This is a genomic window from Neotabrizicola sp. VNH66, from assembly GCF_049445895.1.
Classification (GTDB): Bacteria; Pseudomonadota; Alphaproteobacteria; order Rhodobacterales; family Rhodobacteraceae; genus Pseudogemmobacter.
Genome location: NZ_JBMSDW010000005.1, coordinates 130,490 through 153,490, shown reverse-complemented (window position 1 = coordinate 153,490; position 23,001 = coordinate 130,490). Strand labels below are relative to the sequence as shown.

Genomic DNA, 23,001 nt, shown 5'->3' with positions numbered 1-23,001 from the left:
GGTTCTATGCGGGCAGGGGATATGAGTCAACCATCCGTGAACGCAGAAATTCTGCGGTCATCCCATTGAAAAATATATGTTTACCGCTATCCGGGAAAATCGGCGTTCTGCACCTGCACCGGCTTTGGCACGGCATTTCACATTCAACTTTCCGGTTGATCTTCGCCGGCGGCCCCGGATACTCGGCCCCGATATGGCCCAACCCTCCCGCCTTGACACCGTCTTTGCCGCCCTTGCCGATCCGACGCGGCGGGCGATCCTGTCGATGCTGCTGGAGGATGACATGGCGGTGACCGACGTCGCCCATCCGTTCGAGATGAGCCTTGCGGCGATTTCCAAACACTTGGCCGTGCTGGCCGAGGCCGGGCTGATCAGCCGCGAACGGCGCGGCCGTGTGATCTGGTGCCGGCTGGAGCCGGACGCGCTGCGCGCCGCGGCGGTCTGGATGCAGGGGTTTGGCCAGCTGGAGCCGGTCGATCTGGATGACTTCGAGCGGTTTCTGGAGGGCGAACTGGCCGAGGAAGAGCCGGGCACCGAAGCGCCCGGCTGAGGCAAGGTCAGACCAGCGCGGCGGCCTTGGCGTTCAGGTGCTTCACCAGCCCCTCGTCCAGATTCAGCGCAGCGGCCAGCATGGCCAGATAGCCCTTCTCCTCCAGCGATTGTTCGTCACAGACCAGAAGCGAAGCGGCATAGATCTCGGCCGCCTCTTCCTCGCTGCGGGCCAGCTGTGCCACGCGGCGCACATCCAGAGGCGCATCCAGTTCCGCCCGGATCAGCGCCTCCGCCTCGGCCCCAAGGCCCAGTTGCGGCAGGGCGCCGTCGATGCGGGCGCGCTCATCGGCGGTGACGTGACCATCGGCCTTGGCCGCGGCCACCATGGCGCGCAGCACCCGGCCCGACAGGTCATTCGCGGCCACCGGATCGCTGGGCAGGAACACCGTGCCCTGCGGCGAGGGCAGCGCGGCTGGCGGTTCGGCCTGCGGCTCTTTCCCCGCCTTCCAGTCGGAATAGGCCTTGTAGGCCAGCCCGCCGATCAGCGCAGCGCCACCGACCTTCACCCCGGTTTCCAGCATCTTTCGCCCGCCGCCGGTGAACAAGAGGCCCAGAAGCCCGCCCGCAATCGCGCCCTTGCCAAGCGTGGACTGGTTGTTCCAGCCCTCTTTCGCCTTGTCGCCAAGGCCCTTGGCCCCACCGGACAGGCCCTGCAGGCCCTGACCGCCGGTCAGGCTGTCGAGAAGGGATTTCGCGTTGAACATCGGGCGCTCCATGATGATGACAGGGCAGGATATGTGCAGCCTCCCGGCCCCTTGCAACGTGGCGGCGGAAATCCGCGCAGATGCCGGCCGCGCCACCGTCCGGCAGCGATCTGTGAGATTTGCCCCTACGCCCAAGGTCTGAAGGCGCGCTTCGTCAGGGCGCCTACAAGACCGAATGCCTGCGCCGCTAGCCGCGAACAGGCCTGCCCCAAAAACGTCCCTTAATCCGAAAATGTGGTCAGCTGTGGCACATGGGTCGCCCTGCACCTCATGCAATTTCTGCGGGTCTATTTGGCGAGCCAGAACCGACAGCCCCACCCGTCGCAGTTTCCGACCAAATCAATCAGCTTTACTTTTCCGACTTTTCTTGTCACTCATTCCACAGTTCCCCTGACCGAGGCTGCCGTGATGCTGACCCGCCTGCTTCCCGCCCTGTTTGTCTGCACCGCGCTGACCGCGCCCGCCCTGGCCGCGGAGCCGGCCGAAGTGGCGAAGACCTATGCGGATCTCGCCCATGCGGGCTATCAGGACAGCCTGACCACGGCGCAGGCGCTGCGGGCGGCGGTGGAGGCGCTGGCCGATTCGCCCTCGGATGAAACGCTGGCCGCGGCAAAGACGGCCTGGCTGGCGGCACGGGTGCCCTATCAGCAGACCGAGGCCTTCCGCTTTGGCAATCCCATTGTCGATGACTGGGAAGGCAAGGTGAACGCCTGGCCGCTGGACGAGGGCCTGATCGACTATGTCGACCCGTCCTATGGCGAATCGGACGAAAATCCGCTGTCCACGCTGAACGTGATCGCCACGCCGAAATTCCAGATCGGCGGGACCGAGGTCGACGCCACCACGATCACCCCTGCCCTGATCGGCGAAACGCTGCATGAGGCCGACGGGATCGAGGCGAATGTCGCCTCCGGCTATCATGCCATCGAATTCCTGCTCTGGGGTCAGGACCTGAACGGCACCGAACACGGGGCGGGCAACCGCCCCTATACCGATTTCGTGCAGGGTGACGGCTGCACCGGCGGCAATTGTGACCGGCGCATCGCCTATCTGATCGCGGCGACCGATCTGCTGGTGTCGGATCTGGACTATATGACCGGCCAATGGGCCGAGGGCGGCGCTGCGCGTGCCGCGGTGACCGCGGACCCGAATGCCGGCGTTCTGGCCATGCTGACCGGCATGGGCAGCCTGTCCTATGGCGAACAGGCGGGTGAGCGGATGAAGCTGGGCCTGATGCTGAACGATCCCGAGGAAGAGCATGACTGCTTCTCGGACAACACCCACAACAGCCATTATTATGACGGTCTGGGCATCCGCAACGTCTATACCGGCAGCTATACCCGGGTGGACGGCACCGTCGTGACCGGCCCGTCGCTGTCCGAACTGGTGGCCGCGAAGGACCCGGCGGTCGATACCCAACTGAAGGCGGAACTTGACGCTTCGGTCGGCGCGCTGGCCGCGCTGAAAGCGGCGGCGGACGGCGGTTTTTCCTATGACCAGATGCTGGCCCCCGGCAACAAGGAAGGCGAGGCGCTGATCATGGGCGCGGTCAACGCTCTGGTGACGCAGACCGCCTCGATCGAACGCGCGGTCTCGGTGCTGGGCCTGTCGGCGGTGGACTTCGAAGGCTCCGACAGCCTCGACAACCCTTCCGCCGTCTTCCAGTAAGGGCAGCCCGCGATGATCGTCTGTCATTGCATGAACATCGCCGACCACGAGATCCGCGCTGCGGTGGACTGGATGCGCGCCTCTGACCCGGCAACGATCATCACCCCCGGCAAGATCTATCGCGCGCTTGGCAAGAATGCTGATTGCGGCGGTTGCATGCCGGTGTTTCTGGACACGATGCGCTCCTGCGAAAGTCTGGCCGTGGCCGATGCCCCCGCGGTGCCGCGCCTGCGACCCATGCGGGAAATCCGCAGATAGTTCAGCGTTTTCGTCGGATTTAGAATTATTCTAAAACAGCCCTTCCCCCCATGGACAGGGCTGTTTTTGCATCTTACCCTCACCGCATCCGAAGCTGGCAGGGCCTGTCCTGCGCAACGTTTATGAGGTTTTCCATGAAGGGCGACGCAAAGGTCATCGAATATCTGAACCAGGGTCTGCGGTCCGAGCTGACCGCGGTCAGCCAGTACTGGCTGCATTACCGCCTGCTGGACGACTGGGGCTTCGGCAAGCTGGCCGCCAAGGCCCGCGCCGAATCCATCGAAGAAATGCACCATGCGGACAAGTTCATCACCCGCATCATCTTTCTCGAAGGCCACCCGAACCTGCAAAAGCTGGATTCCTTGCGCATCGGCCAGACCGTGAAGGAAACGCTGGAGGCCGATCTGGCCGCCGAATACGGCGCGCGCACTCTGTACAAGGAGGCCCGCGAATATTGCGACAAGGCCGGCGATTACGTCAGCCGCGCGCTGTTCGACGAATTGCTGACCGATGAGGAAGGCCATATCGACTTTCTGGAAACCCAGCTGGATCTGTATGAAAAGCTGGGCGAGCAGAACTATGGCCTGCTGAACGCCTCGCCCGCGAACGAGGCGGAATAAATCCGGGCCGCGCCGCCCCTGACCTGGATCAAGGCGGTGGCGCGCCCTTCGTGGCATCCGCCGCGCATCCTTGGCGGAGCACGAAATGAACACCCCCGAATTCATGGCCGCGGCGCTGGCCCTTCTGCTGGCGCCGGGTCCGACGAACACGCTTCTGGCGGTGGCGGGCGCACAGCGCGGCTGGCGCGGGGCGCTGCCGCTGATTCCGGCCGAAGTGGCGGGCTATACCGGCGCTATTCTGGCGGTGGCCACGGTCGGACAGTCGCTTCTGCATCTTTGGCCCGGCGCCGCAACGGTCCTGACCGGGCTGGCCGCGCTCTGGGTCATGGTTCTGGCCTTCCGCCTGTGGCGCAACCGCGGACCGGAAGGCCCCGCCGCCGCCATCGGGGCACGGACGGTGCTTGTCACCACCCTGCTGAACCCCAAGGCCGCGGTCGTGGCGCTGGCCCTGCTGCCCGGCCTGTCGCAGCCCGGCTTCTGGCCGCGGCTGACGCTGTTTCTGGGGCTGGTCGCCGCGGCGGCACTGCTTTGGGCCGGAATGGGCGCGCTGGCCCGTGGCGATGGCCCCCGTCCCGGACGGCTGCGCCTGCTGCGCCGCATCGCTTCGGTCTGGCTGGCGGGCGTCTCGGTCCTTCTGATGCTCAGCCTTTCACCGACCTGATACCCCGCCCGCATCTGCGGGTCACATTCCCGCCATGCAGATGGATCATTGCTGGCAATCGGGCTATGCCTTGTCCAATGGCTGCCGAAAGGACCCCATGTCAGCGCACCCCCCGCTTTCGCCCGCGCCGCCCGCGCCCCCTTCGCCGCGGATCCGGGTGCAGCCCCTGATCACCGAGATTTCCGCGGCCCGCTGGCTGTTGCTGGCGATCCTGCTGGCCTCGGTCTATTTCTTTTACGGTTTTCTCGTGCCGGTGCTGGCCGCCGGGGTGATTGCCGTCGCGTCCTGGCCGCTGCGCGAACGGGCGATCCACCGCATGGGCATGGGCCGCACCGCTACGGCGATCCTGCTTCTGCTGGTCATCGTCTGTTTCCTCGTCGTGCCCATCGTGCTGGCCCTGCTTTATGCGGTGCGAGAGCTCAGGGTCTGGATCTCATGGGCGATCGAGGTCAACAATATCGGGGCCCCCACGCCGCCCTGGATGCTGGACCTGCCGCAGGTCGGCCCGTGGATCGACGCGCAATGGGCCCGCCATGTCGGCCGCCCCGGTGCGATTGCAGAATATGTGCAGATCATCAGCGGCGAGAACATCGGCGCGATCTACCGCGCGGCGCTGACCACAGGCTCCATCGCCTTCCATCTGGCGCTGAATCTGATCTTCATGCTGATCACCCTGTTCGTCTTCTACCGCGACGGCGACCGGCTGACCGCGCAGATCGACCGGATCGGCGCCCGCATCCTTCCCGGCCGGTGGGACCGCATCTCGCGCATCGTGCCCACCACGATTTCGGCCACCGTCACCGGCATGACGCTGATCGCCATCGGCGAAGGCGTGGTCCTGGGCGTGGCCTACTGGCTGGCGGGTGTGCCCTCACCCGTGACCTTTGCCGTGATCACCGGCTTCATGGCGCTGATCCCCGGCGGCGCGCCTTTGTCCTTCACGCTGGTCTCGCTCTACCTCGTCGCCTCGGGCAGCTGGGTCGAGGGGCTGGCTCTGTTCACATGGGGCACGGTGGAGCTGTTCATCGTGGACAAGACCATCCGCCCGGTTCTGGTCGGCGGGCCGGTGCGGCTGCCGTTCCTGCCCACCTTCTTCGGCCTGATCGGCGGGGTGAAGACAATGGGCATCGTCGGCCTGTTCGTCGGGCCGGTGCTGATGGCGATTCTGGTGACGATCTGGCGCGAATGGCAGCGCGAACTGGGCGCCCCCGTCCTGCCGCCCGCGCCCGCAGACACCCCGCCGCCACCGGTGCCACCCGACCTGCCCGCCGCCCCAAGCCCGGCCTGAGGCGCGGCGCCGCAGCGGGGTCTGCTTTTTCCGATTGAAAGGCTAAGGAAAAAGGATCATCCCTCCGGAGCGAAAGGAAGCCGCCATGGTCCGACCGTTCCTTATTGGCCTTGCCACCCTAGCCCCGCTGGCCCTGCCCCTTGCTGCACAGACGCTGGATGACCGTCACCTGCCCGTCCTGCCGCGCACGGCCGAAGATCAGGCCAAGATCGACGTTGTCCTTGCCCCGCCCACGGATTTCTCCGCACCCGAACGGTTCGAGGCGATGTCCGCCGGCGCCGCCACTGTGCGGGCGCGGGACAATGCCGATGCTTTCTCGATCTTCTCCGAGAATATGGCCTTCGAGGCCGAGATGGACTTCAAGCTGGGGAATGCGCTCTTCCGCAAGACATGGGTCGCTGCCCCCTCGTCAACCAAGGCCTCGGACGGGCTGGGTCCCTATTACAATGCGCGGGCCTGTCAGGATTGCCACCTGAAGGACGGCCGCGGACACCCGCCCGCAAACGATGGCGACGGGTCGGTCAGCATGTTCCTGCGCCTCTCGGTTCCCGGCGGCCCCTCGCCCGAGGGGATTGCCGACTGGCTGGTCACGCAACCCGACCCGGTCTATGGCGGCCAGCTGCAGGATTTCGCCGCGCCGGGCCATGTGCCCGAAGGCCAGATGCACGTTGAATGGACGGAACAGCCGGTCACTTTGGCGGATGGCGCCGTCGTGTCGCTGCGCGCGCCCGTCTACAGCCTGACCGACCCCGGTCACGGCGCACCGTCACCCGACCTGATGCTGTCGCCCCGCGTGGCGCCGCAGATGATCGGGCTGGGAATGCTGGAGGCGATCCCGGTGGCCGATATCCTGGCGCTGGCCGATCCGGACGATGCCGATGGGGATGGCATTTCCGGCCGCCCGGCCATTGTGCCTTCGGTCGAATTCGGCGTGCCCATGCTGGGCCGCTTCGGCTACAAGGGTGGCGCGGCGTCGATCCGCGAACAATCCGCCGCGGCCTTTTCCGGCGACATGGGCCTGTCCACCCCCCTGCACCCCGACCCCTGGGGCGATTGCACGCCCGCGCAAACCGGCTGCCGCGCCGCGCCCCACGGGCAGGAACCGGGCGTGCGTGACGGGCTGGAGGTGGACGGACCCAGCCTTGACCTCGTGACCTTCTACAGCCGCAACCTTGGCGTGCCCGAGCGCCGCGGTGTGGACGATCCGCAGGTGCTGCGCGGCAAGGAATTGTTCTACGGGCTGAACTGCACCGGCTGCCACAATCCGAAATTCGTGACCGCCCGGCTGGATGGCCAGCCCGAGCAGAGCTTTCAGCTGATCTGGCCCTATACCGATCTTCTGCTGCACGACATGGGGCCGGGACTGGCCGACAACCGTCCCGAAGGTCGCGCCACGGGCAGCGAATGGAAGACCCCGCCGCTCTGGGGCATCGGGCTGACGGAACAGGTGTCCGGCCACAGCTTTTTCCTGCATGATGGCCGGGCCAGGTCGCTGACCGAGGCGATCCTTTGGCATGGCGGAGAGGCACAGGCCCCCCGCGATGCCTTTGCCGCTTTGCCCGAACCCGACCGTGCCGCCCTGATCGCCTTTCTGGAGAGCCTGTGATGCGCCCGATCCTTGCCGCCCTTGTCCTGTTCTCTGCCGCCCCCGCCATGGCAGACGTGCGCTCCGCGATCCGCGACCACATCGTTCCCGGCTACGAAGATTTCGTGAAGGCGGCAGATGCGCTGGCCTTGGCCGCCTATGACAATTGCGCGCCGGACCATCTGAAGGGGCCGTTCAACGCCGCATGGGATGCCTGGCTGGCCGTGGGCCACATCCACCTTGGCCCGGTGGAAGAAGAGGGTCGCGGGCTGGCCATCGCCTTCTGGCCCGACCCCAAGGCCTTGGGCGCCAAGGCGCAACGCGCACTGATCACAGGCGATCCCGCCGCGCTGGAGCCCGAAGCCTTCGCCGATCAGTCCGTTGCCGCCCGCGGCTTTGCCGGGCTGGAGCGGCTGATCTATGACGGGATCGACATCCCGGACGGTGCCCATCCCTGCCCGTTGATCCGCGCCACCGCCTATGATCTGAAGCGGCTGGCGCGTGAGGTGCAGGCGGGCTGGCATGGCAGCACCGGCTTTGCAGCGGCACTTCTGGACGCCGGACGCCCCGGCAACACCCGCTACCTGTCCGAGACCGAGGCAAAGCAGGCGCTCTTCACCCAGCTTGCCTCCGGGCTGGAATTCGTGGCCGATCAACGGCTGGGCCGCCCGCTTGGCACCTTCGACAAGCCCCGTCCCGAACGGGCCGAGGCGCGGCTTTCGGGCCGGTCCGTCCGCAACGTGCTGCTGTCCTTGCAGGCGCTGCGCGATCTGGCCGTTTCGCTGGACCCGCAGGCCAGCGCCACACTGGCGGCCTTCGATCATGCGATCGGGCTGGCCGAACGGCTGGATGACCCGGACCTGTCCGGCGTGGCCGATCCCCAGGGCTGGCTGAAGGTCGAGATCCTGCAACAGGCCGTCCGCGCCACGCGCGATGCCGTGCTGGCCGAAATCGCCCCCGCGCTTGGGGTGACCGTGGGCTTCAACTCGCAAGACGGAGACTGACATGGCGACGCGGCGCGGATTTCTGGCGGGACTGGCGGCGCTGTCGGTGCCGCGTCTGGGATGGGCCGATGTGGGCCATCCCGCCTGGCTGACGGCGGGCAAGGTGGGCGAGGATTACGTCCTGCACGGCCTCGCCCCCTCCGGCGAAAGCCTGTTCGCCCTGCCCCTGCCCGCCCGCGGCCATGCCGCCGCCGCCCATCCGACCCGGGCCGAGGCGGTGGCTTTCGCCCGCCGCCCCGGCGTCTTTGCGCTGGTGATCGACTGTTTCACCGGCGCCGTCCGCCACCGGCTGACTCCGCCCGAAGGCCGCCAGTTCAACGGCCATGGCGCCTTTTCGGCCGATGGTGCACTCCTGATGACCTCTGAAGTGGTGGCCGAGGGGTCCGAAGGCCGCATCGGGCTGTGGGAGACCGCGGGCTATACCCGGATCGGCGAATGGGCCTCGGGCGGGACCGGCCCGCATGACATGAAGCGGCTGGCAGACGGGCGGCTGGTCATCGCCAATGGCGGCATCCAGACCGATCCGCAGGACCGTACGCCGCTGAATCTCGAAACGATGCGTCCGAACCTGACGCTGCTGTCGTCTGAGGGCGAGATGCTGGATCAGGCGGAACTGCCCGAAGACCTGCACCAGAATTCCATCCGCCACCTCGCGCTGACCGGCGACGGCGTGGCCTTCGCGTTGCAATGGCAGGGCGATCCGGCCGAAGCGGTGCCGCTTCTGGGGCTCTGGACGCCCGGCGCCGCACCCGTGTTGTGCGACGCCGCCCCGGAAGAGATGTTCACGATGCAGGGCTATGCCGGCTCTATTGCGGCCAATGCCGGAATGGTGGCGATCTCCTCGCCACGCGGCGGGGCGGTGATGATCTTCACCGCAGAAGGTGCCCCGCTTGTCACACATCGCCGGGCCGATGTCTGCGGCCTTGCCCCGCGCGGGGACGGCTTCATCGCCTCGGACGGGTCGGGCGCGGTCTGGCAGGTCAACGCCGACGGGCTGACGCCCCTCGCCACCGAACAGGTGTCATGGGACAACCACATGGTGCCGGTGGCTTAGACCACAGGCTGCTGGTCTTCACTCCTGCACCTCTTCCGCATCTGCATCCAAGCACGGGGAAATGGCAGGCATCCAGCTTTGGAACCGGGCTTTACCGCCGCCACGCACCGGGCGTCACCCCATCACCGCGCGATGGCGACGGCGCGCAACACAGCAATGCTGAAACCCTGCTGACCGACCCGCCGCAAAGCCTTTGCGCTTTGCCTGCGATGGACTTGGCCGTGCCCGCAGCGGGCCGCCCCATCATACAGCGCCCGTCATTCCGGATCGGCACCACAGTCGGAACTTGCCCAATGCATAGGCACCTGCCATGCCGATCAGAACACCCGGACCCGCAGCCGGGTGCCCGAGGCTTATGCCTCGGGGATCAGGATTTCGCGTTTGCCCACGTGGTTCGCGGGGGTGACCACGCTATTCTCCTCCATCTGCTCCACCAGACGGGCGGCCTTGTTATAGCCGATGCCCAGTTTGCGCTGGATGTAGGAGGTGGAGCATTTGCGGTCTTTCGCCACGATGGCCACGGCCTGATCGTAAAGCGCATCCTCGCCACCGTCGCCGCCGCCAAGGCCAAGGACCGCGTCGATATCGTCGGCCTTGTCCTCGTCCACGCCTTCCACCACGCCCGACATATAGCTGGGCGGGCCGAAGCTTTTCAGGTGGTTCACGATCTCTTCGACCTCTTCGTCGCTGACGAAGGGGCCGTGGATCCGGGTGATCCGCGCGCCATTGCCCATGTAAAGCATGTCGCCCTGCCCCAGAAGCTGCTCAGCCCCCTGTTCGCCCAGAATCGTGCGGCTGTCGATCTTCGAGGTGACCTGGAACGAAATCCGGGTGGGGAAGTTCGCCTTGATCGTGCCGGTGATCACATCGACCGAAGGCCGCTGCGTCGCCATGATCAGGTGGATGCCGGAAGCCCGCGCCATCTGCGCCAGACGCTGGATGCAGGCTTCGATTTCCTTGCCCGCGACCATCATCAGGTCGGCCATTTCGTCGACGATGACGACAATATAGGGGAAGGGCTGCGGGGCGAATTCCTCGGTCTCGAACACCGGATCGCCGGTTTCCTCGTCAAAGCCGGTCTGGATCGTGCGCTTGAACAGCTCACCCTTGTCCAGCGCCTCGCGCACCCGGCCATTGTAGCCTTCGATGTTCCGGACGCCCATCTTGGACATCTTGCGGTAGCGCTCTTCCATCTCGCCCACCACCCATTTCAGGGCGACGACCGCCTTCTTCGGGTCGGTCACCACGGGCGACAGCAGATGCGGGATGCCGTCATAGACCGACAGTTCCAGCATCTTGGGGTCGATCATGATCAGGCGGCATTCCTCGGGCGTCAGCTTGTAGAGGAGCGACAGGATCATCGTATTGATTGCGACCGATTTCCCCGAGCCGGTGGTCCCAGCGATCAGCAGGTGGGGCATCTTGGCCAGGTTGGCCACGACCGAGGCGCCACCGATATCCTTGCCAAGCGCCAGCGGCAGCCGCTGCTGGCCATCGCCGAATTCACGGCTGGCCAGAATCTCGCGCAGGAACACCTTCTCCCGGTGGGCATTCGGCAGTTCGATCCCGATCACCGAACGCCCCGGCACGGTCGAGACGCGGGCCGACAGCGCCGACATGCTGCGCGCGATGTCATCGGCCAGACCGATCACCCGGCTGGCCTTCAGGCCCGGCGCGGGTTCCAGTTCGTACATGGTGACCACGGGGCCGGGGCGGACCGAGACGATCTCTCCCTTCACGCCGTAGTCATCCAGCACGTTTTCCAGCATCCGCGCGTTTTCCTCCAGCGCCTCGTCGGACAGCTGGTTGCGCTGGATGCCAGCGGCGCTGGCCAGAAGCGACAGCGGCGGCAGTTCGTATTCGATCTTCGCTTCCTCGAACCGCAGCGAGGGCTGTGCCTCGGCCATGGCGCGGGACGACGGCGCCACCAGCTTTTTCTGCGGCGCCTGCACCACCGGGCGTCGGTCCAGCACCGGGGCAAGGCGGGGCGCCGGCATCACCGGGGCGGGGTCATAATCCGGCTCATAGCCTTCGTCCGGCTGCCAGTCATTCCCGGCGTCGAAGCCGTCCGGCGCCCAGTCCATATCTTCCTCGGTGAACATATTGTCAGCCGGGACAGCCGGTTCCGCCGGGGGGGCCGGGGTGCGGGTCAAAGGCGTATAGGCCGCAGCCGCCGCCGCGGGTTCCGCCGTGCGGGCGCGGGCGGTGAACACCGCCGGCGCGTCGGCCGGACCCAGAACCGGCGGCGCGGCCGGAATGACCGGCGCGGCCGCGGCCTGCGCGGCAGTGACCGGCGGTTCGGCAGGCATCATCGGCGGCAGCGTGCCCGGGCGCGTATCGGCCATCAGCGGGCGCGGGCCACGCGGGCGCATCACCGGCGGTTCTGCCCGGCGGGCCGCGACCGCGGCCTGAAGCGGCGTCATGCCGGAAACTGCGGCGGCGGCCACACCCCCGCGGGCGCGGGAGCGGATCACATCGGAAATCCGCGCCTTGATCCGGTCCTCCTGCGGGGCCGCATGATCGGCCAGCACGGGCGGCAGCACCGGTTCCACCAGTTCGGGCTCCGGCTCCACCACGCGGCGCATACGGGCGAGAAAGCCCATCTTCTCACGCGGGAGGTCGGCAGGCGGGTCGAACCGGCGCGGTTCCGCCCGCAGGGTCGAAGGTGCATCCCATGCGGGGGCGGCGCCCAGAGGCTCGGGCGCGAATTCCATGCCGTCCGGCATCACAGGGGGCGCAGCCCGGCGCACGACCGACCGGCCCGCGGCGGCGGCGGCGGCGGCGGGTTGCGGCACGGGCGCAGGCTGCTGGGGCACATAGGGTTCGGACAGGGCATAGGCATCCGCCTCGGCCCGGGCCTGACGGCGCCGCTCAGCCAAGGCGCGGGCGCCGCCGACGGCGCCCGACACCGCGCCCGACGCACCCTTGCCCATCATATGCATTGCCCAAGCATAAGCGGTGACGCAGCCCACCATGGTGGCCCGTGCAAGCACCCGCAGCTCGGCCCGGTCAAAGCCGGTGACGTAAAGCAGCATCGTGACAAGCGCGCCGAAGCTTGCCAGCGACAGCAGCGACAGGCCAAAGCCCGACCCGCCCGGGATCACGCCCAGCAGCGCCCCGGCCACGGTATCGCCGAAAAGACCACCCAGCCCGAACGTATGCGGCCAGCTGGCCGGGGCGGGCAGGGTCGAGCAGAAGGCCGCGGCCAGCGCCACGGCGATCACCGCAAAGACCACGCGCGACAGCACCCGTTCGCCCCCGCGATGCAGGATGAACCGGCTGCCCCAGGCCAGAAGGATCAGCGGAATGGCCCATGCCCCCCGCCCGATCAGAATGACCAGCGTCGAGGACAGGGCTGCGCCGAAACGGCCCATCATGTTGCGCGCGGGTTCCTGGGTGGAAACCATCCAGCCCGGATCCTCGGGCGAGTAGCTGCCCAGCATCAGCGCGCAGAACAGCGCCAGAAGCACCAGCGCCACGCCGATCATTTCCCGCCCGCGGCGTTCAAGCATCGCCTGCGTGCCCTGATCGAGTAGTGGATCGCGTTGCCGTGCCTGCCAGGATGCCATGCCGAACCCTCGTCAACGATAAAGGCAGTCGCGGAGCAAGATCAGCCCGCGCTGCGTTTCTTCTTGGGGGGCGACCAGCGCCACCCGGATATAGTCCCGCCCCGGATTGCCGGTGGCGGTGTCGCGCGACAGATAGCCGCCCGGCAGGACGCGGATGCCCGTCTCCTGCCACAGCTTCAGCGCCGCCGCCTCGCCATCGCCCACGGGCAGCCACAGGAACATGCCGCCATCGGGCAGGCGGAAGCCCTGCACGCCGTCGAACACCTCGGCCGCCATGCGGTATTTCGCCTGATAGAGCGCAAGGCTCTCTTCGACATGCGCCTCGTCCCGCCAGCAGGCCTCGGCCACCTTCTGCAGCGGCAGGGGCAGCGGCGCGCCCGCAAAGGACCGCAACTGCCGCATCCGCTTCATGCTCTCGGGCCCCGCGGCGGCGAAACCCGACCGCAGCCCCGGCATATTGGACCGTTTCGACAGCGAGTTGAAGGCGACGATGCGTTCCGGATCGGTCCCCTGCCCCACCTCAAGGATGCCGGGGGGCGGCGCCTCGCGCCAGATCTCGGAATAGCATTCGTCGGAGAAGACCACGAAATCATGCTTCTCGGCCAAGGCCAGCAAATCCGCCAGATAGTCGCGCGAAGCGACCACCCCCTGCGGATTGGCGGGCGAGCAGAGATAGACCACAGCCGTGCGATCCAGCACATCGGGCGACACTGCGCGGAAATCGGGCAGGAAGCCGGTGGCGGCCCCGGCCGGCAGATAGACCGGCTCTGCCCCCACGGCCAGCGCGGCCACGGCATAGACCTGATAGAACGGGTTCGGCATCAGCACCACGGGGCGCTTGCCGTTCTTCACCTCGGGGCACAAAGCCAGACAGGCGTTGAACAGCCCCTCGCGCGTGCCGTTCAGCACCATCAGCCGGTCTTCACCGACCTGCGCGCCATAGCGCCGCGCGATCCAGCCGGAGATGGCGGACAACAGCCCCGGCGTGCCGTCGTTTGGCGGATAGACCCCGAAGCCGCCCAGCGACCCGGCAAGGATCGGCCCGACGAAGGCCGGCATGTCATGCTTCGGCTCACCAATGGTCATGGCAATGGGTTCGCCGCCGGGCGTCAGATGATCGAGTAGTTTCCGCAGGCGCGGAAACGCATAATCAGGCAGGTTCGAAAACCGCTCAGGAAACGCCATGACTGCCTCTTGCCCGGGGTCGTATCGCCCCGTTTTGAAGAACCTTAGCGCCCGATCCTGCGCCGGTCCAGAATTTCGCAACCATCCCTAGGGGTTGGTTCGGCGGATTGTGTCTTTTTTGTCCCCTCCGCCGACAGATCTCAGCCCAGTGCCCGCTCGGCCGCCGCGCCAAGCCGCAACAGACGCTCATCCTGCCCCGGGCCTGCCATCAGCAGAATGCCGCAGGAGGGCTGCGAGGTGGGCATCGTCAGTGCACATTGGCCAAGAAGATTGCCGATCCTTGTATTGCGCAGGGCCAGCAGATTTTCGCTCACATAGTAAGCGTCATCGGTCAAAAGCCGCTCTGCATTCGGGGGCAGGATGGGAGATGTCGGCATCAGCACCGCATCATATGGCGCGATCCGGGCGTTCCATGTGGCGCGCAGCACCTCCATCCGGCGCCAGGCGGCCACATAATCCGCCGCCTTCACATTGGCACCGCCGCGGAACCGCTCCAGAATGCGGGAATACATCTTCTCGGGCGCCGCCTCGATCGTCTCGCGCCAGATGCCATAGGCTTCGCCGGTGAACAAAGGGGGCGTCAGGGCGGTCGCCTCGGCCACTTCGGGCGCCTCGATGGTTTCGATCCGGGCGCCTGCACGGGCCAGCCGCGCGCAGGCATCGTCAAAGCCGCGGCCGGGCCGGTCACGGACATCGTCCAACGCCACGGTCTTCAGCACCGCCAGCCGGACCCCCGACAGATCCGCCCCGGTCAGATCCACCGGGCGCCGCGCCTCCAAAGCACCCAGAAGCAGGGCGCAATCCTCGACCGAATGGGCCAGGGGGCCGACCGTGTCGAACTTTTCGCACAATGGAACAAGGCCTTGCAGCGACAGGCGGCCATGCGTCGTCTTCAGCCCGACCAAATCGTTCCACGCCGCCGGCACCCGGACCGAACCGCCGGTATCCGAGCCGATGGCCGCGGGCGCCAGCCCGAAGGCGACCGAGGCCGCCGCGCCGGAGGACGATCCGCCGGACACCGCCGCCTCATCGTTCAGGCAGGGCGGCGTGGCCGTCACCGGGTTCAGCCCCAGCCCGGAAAACGCCAGCTCTGACATATGGGTCTTGCCCAGACACACGAGGCCCGACAGCGTGGCCGCCTCCAGCACGGCGGCATCCTTTTCCGGCACCCGGCCCTTCAGCAGCGCGGACCCGGCTTCGGTCGCGGTGCCCGCGGTGTCGAACAGATCCTTCCAGCTGACCGGCACCCCGTCCAACGGACCCTTGCGAAACCCCGCCCGCGCCCGCGATGCCGCGGCGATGGCCTCGCCCCGCGCCCGCGTCTCGGTCAGGCGGGCATAGATGCGGTCCGAAAGGCCATGCCCGGCGATCTGCTCGAAAAAGGCCTCGGCCAGTTCGACGGGGTTGATCCGGCCACGGCCGATCTCGCGCCCCAGTTCCGCCGCCGTCATATGGAACCACGTCCCGCTCATGCCCTGCCCCATCTTGCTGTTGCAGCGACGGTAGCGGCAAGGCGGCGCATGGACAATCCCGCGCGGTCGGGTCAGCATGGCGGCATGGATACCGATGTTCTGATTGCGGGCGGCGGGCTGAACGGCCCTGCCTTGGCGCTGGCCTTGGCGCAGGGCGGGCTGCGGGTGACCGTGGTCGATGCGCGCCCCGCCCCGGCGCGGGCGGAAGCGGGCTTTGACGGGCGCGCCTATGCGCTGGCCATCGCCTCAAAGCGGCTGCTGGCGGGTCTGGGCGTCTGGCCGCAGGTGGCCGACCGCGCGCAGCCGATCCTGAAGATCAAGGCCAGCGACGGCCGCGCGGGCGAAGGCCCGGCGCCGTTCTTCCTGACCTTTGACGCGCAGGAGATCGAGGAAGGCCCGATGGGCTTTATGCTGGAAGACCGCTTTCTGTATGCGTCCTTCCTTGCGGCGATGGAACAGGCGCCCGGCGTGACACTTCTGTCCGGTGAAACCGTTGTGGCGCAAGAGGTTGACGCGCAGGGCGTGACGGTCACGCTGGCCTCTGGCCGGTCCTTGCGGGCGCGGCTTCTGGTCGGCTGCGATGGCCGCGGCTCGGGCGTGGCGATGCGGGCGGGCATCCGCCGGGTGGGCCATGCCTATGGCCAGACCGCGCTGGTGACCGCTGTCCGGCATGAGGAGGACCACGAAGGCACCGCCCAGCAGTTTTTCATGCCCGCGGGGCCACTGGCGATCCTGCCTTTGCCCGGCGGCCATCATTCCAGCATCGTCTGGAGCGAGGCCGACGACACCGCCGCCGCCTTGCAGGCGCTGCCGGATGAGGAGTATCTGGCCGCCCTGCGCCCGCGTTTCGGCGATTTTCTGGGCGAGATCGCCCTTGCCGGCGCGCGGTTCACCTATCCGCTGTCGCTGAGCCTTGCGGAACGGTTCATCGCCCCCCGCGTCGCGCTTGTGGGGGATGCGGCGCATGGGGTGCATCCGGTGGCCGGTCAGGGGCTGAACCTTGGCCTGCGCGATGTGGGCGCGCTGGCCGAGGTGCTGGTCGATGCCCGCCGCCGCGGCGATGACATCGGCAGCGCGGTGGTGCTGGAGGATTACCAGACCTGGCGCCGCTTCGATTCCACCGCGCTGGCGCTTGGGATGGATGCGGTCGCGCGGCTGTTTTCCAACGACAATCCGCTCTTGCGGCTGGGGCGCGATCTGGGCCTTGGCGCGGTGAACGCCCTGCCGGGCCTGCGCCGCCGTTTCATCCGGCAGGCAGCCGGATTGCAGGGGGACCTGCCGCGGCTGCTGGCCGGGAAGGCGATCTAGCCGCTCTGCCCCGTTTCGCGCAGGAAATCGGGTGAGGCATAAAGGAACCCCTCCTCCCGCAATGCGGCGATGCCCCGCCATGGCAGCGGCTGTGCCGGGGTCAGCCGGAAATCACCGTTCCCCACGGCGGCGATGCGGCGGGCATCCTCGCCGTGAACCCAGGTTGCGGCCTCCACCTGCTTGCGGTCGCGCGCCACCCAGTCGCCTGCCAGCTTGTAATGATGCAGAAGCAGCGTCACATCGGCCACGCTCACGCCGCTGGCCGCATGGGGATGCACCATCGGCACCACGCCCGGCACATTCCGCACCAGAGAATGCTTGGACAAGAACGGGTTTTCCCCGAACAGCTCCCGCCGCAGGCCGCCAGTCTTGAAGGCCACCGCCGGATCGTCACAGCGGTTCTGCCGCAGGAACCACGCGAATTCCACCCGGTCGCGCGCGGCATAGGGGATCGTCTCCACCCCCTCCACCGCGTAAAGATCCAGCGCGGCAATGGCCTGATCGTAGGTCAGGTCCCGCAGCGCGGCATAGGGCCGGTCAGAGAAACGGTCCAGCATCTGGCCCAGAACGGCGGTATAGCCGTGGCGGTTGCACCAGCCGGTCAGCCGGGCCAGCGCATCCGGCCCCGGCAGGGGCAGCTCCACCAATTCGTCCGAATCGGCGAAAAGGATCCAGCCGCCCTGCGCCACCCTTTGCGCCAGTTCGCTGCGCAAAGCGCTTTCGTGCCGGCGGACAGGCAGGGTGTTCTCCAGCACCGTCACCCGGTCGCGGCGGCACAGATCGACCGTTCCGTCGGTCGAGCCGTTGTCAATCACAAGGATATGGTCCACGCCAAGCGCAAGATGGTGGTCCAGAAACCGCGGCACGAACCACGCCCCGTTGCGGACCAGCAGCACCGCCATCACGCCGGTGTCAGGCAGCGCCACCCGGTCGGGGCCGTGCAAAAGCCGGGTCGCCCGGCGCCGCGCCCGCTGCGCCAGCGCCGCAGTCACCCGCCGCCGCAGCCCGCCCGCAATCCGCCGTATCGCCTGCATCCGGGGCTCTCCTCTGCCGGGCGCACAAGCGCCGCGATCAGACCTGAACGAAACGGCCGATCGCCGGATCGAACTGCTCCAGCAGCCCCTCGCCCGTGTCGTTCCACAATCCGTGCAGCGTCAGCACCTCGCGCTCCACCGCGGCCGCGACGAAGGGGAAAGTCATCAGATTATCAAGGCTGGTCAACACCGCCTGCTTTTCCAGCGCGGGCAGGATCGTCTCGGGCGGCAGATGGGCCACCTTCTCGAATCCGGGACGCAGAATATCCATCCAGCGGCCGACAAAGCTGGTCTGCTCTTCCAGATGCGGGGCATGGCCGGTGCACATGTCATGGCAGCCCTTCACGCCGCCGCAATTGGAATGGCCGACGATGATCAGATGCGCCACGCCCAGTGCCGTGACCGCATATTCCACCGCGGCCGAGGTGCCGTGGTTCTTGCCGTCCGGCGTATAGGGCGGCACCAGACCGGCGATGTTGCGGTGGATGAAGAACTCTCCCTCATCCGCGCCGAAGATCGAGGTGACATGAACGCGGCTGTCACAGCAGGAAATCACCATGGCGCGGGGATGCTGTCCCCCTTCGGCCAGACGCCGGTACCAGGCGCGGTTCTGCTGATAGGCGGTGGCGCGCCAGCCGTGAAACCGCTGGACAAGATAGGCTGGCAGGGGGCGGGCGTGGGTCATCGTCATACTCCTTGCTGTGCCGGAATTATGCTGCATTTGCGAAAAATGCGAGGGGCAAAATAGCGTCCTGCCAAAGCTTCGCCCGGATCGCTTAGCGAAGCCTCAATCATGCCGGGCCAGACTGGACACGGGTGCAGGGCGTGTCGGGGTGTGACGCGATGGAGAACGTGACGATATTGCGGCCGCAGGAGCGGGTCCGCCAGGATGGCGAGGCGATTGCGGTGATCTACCGCAATCTGGGCACCGCCACGGCGGAACCGATGGTGACGCGGGCGCTTGGCGAGCTGGCGCTGGCGATGACGCAGCTGGCCGCCACGGTGCGCGGGCGCGACCTGACGGATATGGCGCGGCAGCTGCGGCGGATGCGGCGGATGGCGGAAAATCTGGGCATGGTCAGCCTGTCTCAGGTGGCCGAGGATCTGTGCACCTGCCTTGACCGCGCCGACAGCACCGCCTTTGCCGCGGTCTGGGCGCGGCTTCTGCGGGTGGCGGAACGGTCGCTGTCGGCCGAACAGGGCTTCGCCGACCTTTCGGTATGATGTCCCGCAAGCCGGGTCTTGCGGCGGGCGCCTGCTCGGCTAGGGTCGGGGGATCAACCGCGCCGGACCTGACATGCCCCCTGCCCTGACCTTTGCCGATCTCTTCGCCCCCTCGCTACCCGTCCATATCGTCCCGGCCGAGGGGCTGGAGCGGTTCGCCGCAACGCTGCCCCCGGCCGATGTCGCATGGCTTCAGGCCACCGGCTTTCAGGGCGCATTGGGCGAACTTTGCCTGCTGCCCGGCCCGCATGGTGCGCTGGCCGGGGCGGTGGCCGGGGCCGGCACGGCCAAGGCCAGGCGCCGCCAGCGGTTCGGTCTGGCCCGCGCCTTTGCTGCCTTGCCCGCGGGCGACTGGCATCTGGCGGGCGATCTGTCGCCCGAAGACGCGGCCGAGGCGACCTTGGCCTGGCTTCTGGGCAGCTACCGTTTCGACCGTTACCGCCCGACGCGCCCGGCCGTGCCGCCCGCCCGGCTGAAGGCGCCGCAGGGGGTGGATGCCGCCCGGCTGCTGGCCATGGCCGAGGGTGAATTCCTGACCCGCGACCTGATCAACACGCCCGCACAGGACATGGGGCCGGAGGAGTTGGAACAGGCTTTCCTCGCGCTGGCCGCCCGTTTCGGCGCCACGACCGAGGTGATCCGGGGCGACGATCTGCTGGCCCGCAACTTCCCGATGATCCATGCCGTGGGCCGCGCCTCCCCCCGGGCACCGCGGCTTCTGGACCTGCGGTGGGGCCAGACCGGCCCGCAGCTGGTGCTGGTGGGCAAAGGTGTCTGCTTCGACACCGGCGGGCTGAACATCAAGACCTCGACCGGCATGAGCCTGATGAAAAAGGACATGGGCGGCGCAGCCACCGTCCTGGGTCTGGCGCAGATGATCATGGCGCTGAACCTGCCCCTGCGGCTGCGGGTGCTGATTCCGGCGGTGGAAAATGTGATCGGCGGCAATGCGCAGAAGCCGAAGGACATCCTGACCAGCCGCAAGGGCCTGACGGTCGAAGTGAATGACACCGATGCCGAGGGCCGGCTGGTGCTGGGCGACGCGCTGGCCTATGCGACCGAAGAGCCGGTGGATGCCCTGATTTCGATGGCCACGCTGACCGGCGCGGCGCGGATCGCCGTCGGCCCCGACCTCGCCCCCTATTGGGCAGAGGACGATGCCATGGCGCAGGCGCTGGAACAGGGGGCGAAGTCCGGCTTCGACCCGGTCTGGCGGATGCCGTTCCACGACGGATACGAGGCGGTGATCGAACCCGGCATCGCCGATCTGGACAATGCCCCGGGCTATGGCTTTGCGGGCGCAATCACCGCGGCACTGTTCCTGCGCCGCTTCGCCGACCATCCGCGCTATATGCATTTCGACATCTACGGCCACACGCCAACCGACGCGCCCGCCCGCCCCAAGGGCGGCGCCGGTCAGGGCGCGCGGGCGATCCTGAACGCCTTGCCCGCCATGCTGGGCCTGTAGGTGGACCGTCGCCTGACGCCGTTTTCCGGCCGCGTGGCGCATGTCTCGCTGGCCGGTCAGACGGCAGCACCGCTGACCGAAGGGGAACCCGCATCCATCGCCCCCGCTTTGGCCGACCTGCTGGCCCGGCCCGGCGGCCCCATCGACCGGCAGCTGATCCATGGTGAGGCTGTGACGGTGATAGACCGGCGCGACGGCCATACCTTTGTGATGGCTGCGAAAGACGGCTATTGCGGCTGGCTTGCAGAGGGCGCGGTTGGCCCTGTGCTCAGGGCCACGCATCGGGTGCAAAGCCCCGCCACCCATCTCTATCCCGAACCGCGGGTGCAGGCCCCGCCGCGCCGGTCGCTCTATCTGAACGCGCGGCTTCAGGTCACCGGCCAGACCGGCGCATGGGCCAAAACGCCCCATGGCTTTGTCCCCGTCCGCCACCTTGCGCCCCTCACGGAACCCGCCGAAGATCCGGTCGCCGTGGCCGAAACGCTGCTGCATGCCCCCTACCTCTGGGGCGGCAATTCGGTGGCGGGGGTGGATTGCTCCGGCCTCGTGCAGCTGGCCTTCCACGCCGCGGGGCGGCAGATGCCCGGCGACAGCGACCTGCAACAATCCATCGGCCGCGAGATTCCCGCAGGAGAGGAACAGCGCGGCGACCTGATCTTCTGGAAGGGCCACGTCGCGCTGATCACCGGGCCGGACCGCATCCTCCACGCGAACGGCCATACGATGGATGTGGCCTATGAGCCGCTGTCCGCCACCATCGCCCGTATTTCAGCATCAGGTGGCGGCCCGGTCACTGCCCGGAAACGGCCCTGATCTTCCTCTTGACGCAAATACTCCGGGGTGCAGGGGCAGAGCCCCTGCCTGTGACGGCCCGTCACTCGACCGGGCGGATCAGCTTGCGCTCCAGCACCTTCAGCACGGCCTCCAGCTCATGCCCGCGGCGCAGGATACGGCCGTCCTCGCCCACCACCGCGAACATGCCCTGCTTGGCCCGCAGCTTCGGGCGCTTTTCGATCCGGTAGAGCGGATTTTCGGCGGTTCGGCGGAAGACGGCGAAGACCGCCACCTCGGGCCCGTGAGAGATGCCATAGTCCCGCCATTCACCCGCGGACACCATCAGCCCGTAAAGCCGGAGGATCACCGAAAGTTCCCGCCGGTCAAAGGCAACCGTCTCGGCCGCCCGGCCGCCTGCGGGAAAAGGAACAGGCGCTTCCATATTCATGGGAAGAAGTCTGCCCCCCATGGCCGCACAAATCAAGCGCGGCGTGTCATGGGCCGGTTACAGAACCCCGGTCACAGAAACCCCGGGGCCAGCCGGATTTCCCCGGTTTCCACCCCGCGCCAGTTTTTCTGCACCGGGTTCAGCCGCTTCTGCGTGGCCGGATGCGCGGCATCCAGCACACCCGCGCGGACCAGCAGCCCGGCAATCGCCGCCTCGGACGCGCGGGAATTGCCGTCCACGGTCTTCAGCGCGATGCCAAGGCCCTGTTCCGGCAGGATCGCCACGAAGACGCCTTCGGCCCCGGTCTTGATCGCGACCTTGCCACCCATAGCCCGCATCAGTTCGGTGCAGGCGCGGCCCTCGCCCGCCACCAGTTCCGGGTGGGAGGCCATCGCCTGCGTCAGCCGCGCCATGGCGCTGGCCCGCCTCCCCTGCCCCTCGCGCGCCGTTGCGAAAGACGCCATCGCCCGCGCCAGCCCGGTCAGCGACATGGCGAAATTCGGGGCTGAACAGCCATCCACGCCCCAGCCGGCCACCGTCTCCCCGGTAACTTCCTCGGTCGCGGCGCGGATCGCCTTCTGCAGCGGATGGTCGATCTCGACATATTCCGACCCGGCCTTCAGGTGGCGCGTGACCGTCAGAAAGCCGGAATGCTTGCCCGAGCAGTTGTTGTGCAGCTGGCACGGCGCCTCCGCCCCGCGGATCAGCCGGTCCCGCTCATCACGGTCATAGGGTTCATGCGCGCCGCAGCGGAGGTCAGATTCGTCCAGACCCAGATCGGCGATCCAGCGCCCGGCCATGCCCACATGCAGCGCGGCCCCCTGATGGCTGGCGCAGGACAGGGCCAGATGCGCAGGCGTCAGGCCAACGGCATCGGCGGCCCCCGTCTCGATCAGCGGCAAGGCCTGAATCATCTTGCAGGACGACCGCGGAAAGATCACCGCATCGGGATTGCCCGCCTGCCAGACCACGCCCTGCGCATCGCAGATCACCGCATGGCCCAGATGGGTGCTTTCGAGCATCCCCCCGCGCCAGATTTCCGCCATTGCCGCCGCGCCCTGATCCACCCGTGACATCGCCGCCCTCACGTATCTGCGATTTTCCGCCCAAAGGGCTTTCGCCCAA

Annotated in this window: 21 protein-coding genes; 13 read left to right on the top strand and 8 right to left on the bottom strand. The window is 67.5% G+C overall.

Annotated features, from left to right (window positions below; genetic code table 11):
• Positions 1 to 193: 193 nt before the first annotated feature.
• Entirely contained in the window at positions 194 to 550 is a 357-nt protein-coding gene (locus ACO2Q5_RS09385) for an ArsR/SmtB family transcription factor (RefSeq protein WP_423290246.1), read from the top strand.
• A 7-nt stretch (positions 551 to 557) separates the two neighbouring features.
• Here ACO2Q5_RS09385 and ACO2Q5_RS09380 read toward each other — a convergent pair whose 3' ends face one another.
• Complete coding sequence (locus ACO2Q5_RS09380) at positions 558 to 1,256, bottom strand: tellurite resistance TerB family protein (RefSeq protein WP_423290244.1); 699 nt, start codon at positions 1,254 to 1,256, stop codon at positions 558 to 560.
• Between the two features lie 408 nt (positions 1,257 to 1,664).
• On the opposite strand from ACO2Q5_RS09380, the gene ACO2Q5_RS09375 reads away from it, so the two are divergent.
• The 8 genes from ACO2Q5_RS09375 to ACO2Q5_RS09340 all read left to right on the top strand — a co-directional run bounded on the left by ACO2Q5_RS09375 (position 1,665) and on the right by ACO2Q5_RS09340 (position 9,394).
• Positions 1,665 to 2,924: an imelysin family protein gene (locus ACO2Q5_RS09375; RefSeq protein ID WP_423290242.1), complete on the top strand. Its 1,260-nt coding sequence runs from the start codon at positions 1,665 to 1,667 to the stop codon at positions 2,922 to 2,924.
• A gap of 12 nt (positions 2,925 to 2,936) precedes the next feature.
• On the top strand, positions 2,937 to 3,182 hold the full coding sequence (locus tag ACO2Q5_RS09370) for a (2Fe-2S)-binding protein (protein ID WP_423290240.1): 246 nt from the start codon (positions 2,937 to 2,939) through the stop codon (positions 3,180 to 3,182).
• 134 nt (positions 3,183 to 3,316) lie between these two features.
• Positions 3,317 to 3,802, top strand: coding sequence for a bacterioferritin (gene bfr / locus ACO2Q5_RS09365; RefSeq protein WP_423290238.1), 486 nt, complete (start codon positions 3,317 to 3,319; stop codon positions 3,800 to 3,802).
• 85 nt (positions 3,803 to 3,887) lie between these two features.
• Positions 3,888 to 4,463: a LysE family translocator gene (locus tag ACO2Q5_RS09360; protein WP_423290236.1), complete on the top strand. Its 576-nt coding sequence runs from the start codon at positions 3,888 to 3,890 to the stop codon at positions 4,461 to 4,463.
• Positions 4,464 to 4,560: 97 nt separating this feature from the next.
• Positions 4,561 to 5,751, top strand: a complete 1,191-nt coding sequence (locus ACO2Q5_RS09355; protein ID WP_423290234.1) for an AI-2E family transporter — start codon at positions 4,561 to 4,563, stop codon at positions 5,749 to 5,751.
• A gap of 85 nt (positions 5,752 to 5,836) precedes the next feature.
• Positions 5,837 to 7,357, top strand: coding sequence for a di-heme oxidoredictase family protein (locus ACO2Q5_RS09350; protein ID WP_423290232.1), 1,521 nt, complete (start codon positions 5,837 to 5,839; stop codon positions 7,355 to 7,357).
• On the top strand, positions 7,357 to 8,340 hold the full coding sequence (locus ACO2Q5_RS09345; RefSeq protein WP_423290230.1) for an imelysin family protein: 984 nt from the start codon (positions 7,357 to 7,359) through the stop codon (positions 8,338 to 8,340). The genes ACO2Q5_RS09350 and ACO2Q5_RS09345 overlap by 1 nt, the downstream gene beginning before the upstream one ends.
• 1 nt (position 8,341) lies before the next feature.
• The gene (locus tag ACO2Q5_RS09340; RefSeq protein ID WP_423290228.1) at positions 8,342 to 9,394 is read left to right on the top strand and encodes a DUF1513 domain-containing protein; all 1,053 of its coding nucleotides are present in this window, start codon (positions 8,342 to 8,344) and stop codon (positions 9,392 to 9,394) included.
• Positions 9,395 to 9,747: 353 nt separating this feature from the next.
• Here the strand turns inward: ACO2Q5_RS09340 and ACO2Q5_RS09335 are convergent, their stop codons facing one another.
• The 3 genes from ACO2Q5_RS09335 to ACO2Q5_RS09325 all read right to left on the bottom strand — a co-directional run bounded on the left by ACO2Q5_RS09335 (position 9,748) and on the right by ACO2Q5_RS09325 (position 15,620).
• Positions 9,748 to 12,963 carry a DNA translocase FtsK gene (locus ACO2Q5_RS09335; RefSeq protein WP_423290226.1) on the bottom strand — a complete coding sequence of 1,072 codons (3,216 nt, stop codon included), beginning with the start codon at positions 12,961 to 12,963 and terminating at the stop codon, positions 9,748 to 9,750.
• A gap of 12 nt (positions 12,964 to 12,975) precedes the next feature.
• Positions 12,976 to 14,148 carry an aminotransferase class I/II-fold pyridoxal phosphate-dependent enzyme gene (locus tag ACO2Q5_RS09330; RefSeq protein ID WP_423290224.1) on the bottom strand — a complete coding sequence of 391 codons (1,173 nt, stop codon included), beginning with the start codon at positions 14,146 to 14,148 and terminating at the stop codon, positions 12,976 to 12,978.
• Positions 14,149 to 14,288: 140 nt separating this feature from the next.
• Positions 14,289 to 15,620: an amidase gene (locus tag ACO2Q5_RS09325; RefSeq protein ID WP_423290222.1), complete on the bottom strand. Its 1,332-nt coding sequence runs from the start codon at positions 15,618 to 15,620 to the stop codon at positions 14,289 to 14,291.
• 84 nt (positions 15,621 to 15,704) lie between these two features.
• Between ACO2Q5_RS09325 and ACO2Q5_RS09320 the strand changes: the two genes are divergently transcribed.
• A complete protein-coding gene (locus ACO2Q5_RS09320) occupies positions 15,705 to 16,928 on the top strand; it encodes a UbiH/UbiF/VisC/COQ6 family ubiquinone biosynthesis hydroxylase (protein WP_423290220.1) in 1,224 nt (407 codons plus the stop codon).
• Here the strand turns inward: ACO2Q5_RS09320 and ACO2Q5_RS09315 are convergent.
• A complete protein-coding gene (locus ACO2Q5_RS09315) occupies positions 16,925 to 17,962 on the bottom strand; it encodes a glycosyltransferase family 2 protein (RefSeq protein WP_423290218.1) in 1,038 nt (345 codons plus the stop codon). The two genes, ACO2Q5_RS09320 and ACO2Q5_RS09315, sit on opposite strands and share 4 nt — an antisense overlap.
• 37 nt (positions 17,963 to 17,999) lie before the next feature.
• Positions 18,000 to 18,647 carry a carbonic anhydrase gene (locus ACO2Q5_RS09310; RefSeq protein WP_423290216.1) on the bottom strand — a complete coding sequence of 216 codons (648 nt, stop codon included), beginning with the start codon at positions 18,645 to 18,647 and terminating at the stop codon, positions 18,000 to 18,002.
• 158 nt (positions 18,648 to 18,805) lie between these two features.
• Here ACO2Q5_RS09310 and ACO2Q5_RS09305 point away from each other — a divergent pair, with 158 nt between their 5' ends.
• From ACO2Q5_RS09305 to ACO2Q5_RS09295, 3 genes are all read left to right on the top strand, one after another.
• On the top strand, positions 18,806 to 19,186 hold the full coding sequence (locus ACO2Q5_RS09305) for a hypothetical protein (protein WP_423290214.1): 381 nt from the start codon (positions 18,806 to 18,808) through the stop codon (positions 19,184 to 19,186).
• A 73-nt stretch (positions 19,187 to 19,259) separates the two neighbouring features.
• Entirely contained in the window at positions 19,260 to 20,654 is a 1,395-nt protein-coding gene (locus tag ACO2Q5_RS09300) for a leucyl aminopeptidase family protein (RefSeq protein ID WP_423290212.1), read from the top strand.
• Positions 20,655 to 21,467 carry an NlpC/P60 family protein gene (locus ACO2Q5_RS09295; RefSeq protein WP_423290210.1) on the top strand — a complete coding sequence of 271 codons (813 nt, stop codon included), beginning with the start codon at positions 20,655 to 20,657 and terminating at the stop codon, positions 21,465 to 21,467. It begins immediately after the preceding gene.
• Between the two features lie 61 nt (positions 21,468 to 21,528).
• Here the strand turns inward: ACO2Q5_RS09295 and ACO2Q5_RS09290 are convergent, their stop codons facing one another.
• Both ACO2Q5_RS09290 and ACO2Q5_RS09285 read right to left on the bottom strand, forming a co-directional pair.
• The gene (locus tag ACO2Q5_RS09290; protein WP_423290549.1) at positions 21,529 to 21,870 is read right to left on the bottom strand and encodes a DUF2794 domain-containing protein; all 342 of its coding nucleotides are present in this window, start codon (positions 21,868 to 21,870) and stop codon (positions 21,529 to 21,531) included.
• A gap of 77 nt (positions 21,871 to 21,947) precedes the next feature.
• Positions 21,948 to 22,952 carry an asparaginase gene (locus ACO2Q5_RS09285; RefSeq protein ID WP_423290208.1) on the bottom strand — a complete coding sequence of 335 codons (1,005 nt, stop codon included), beginning with the start codon at positions 22,950 to 22,952 and terminating at the stop codon, positions 21,948 to 21,950.
• Positions 22,953 to 23,001 lie beyond the last annotated feature (49 nt).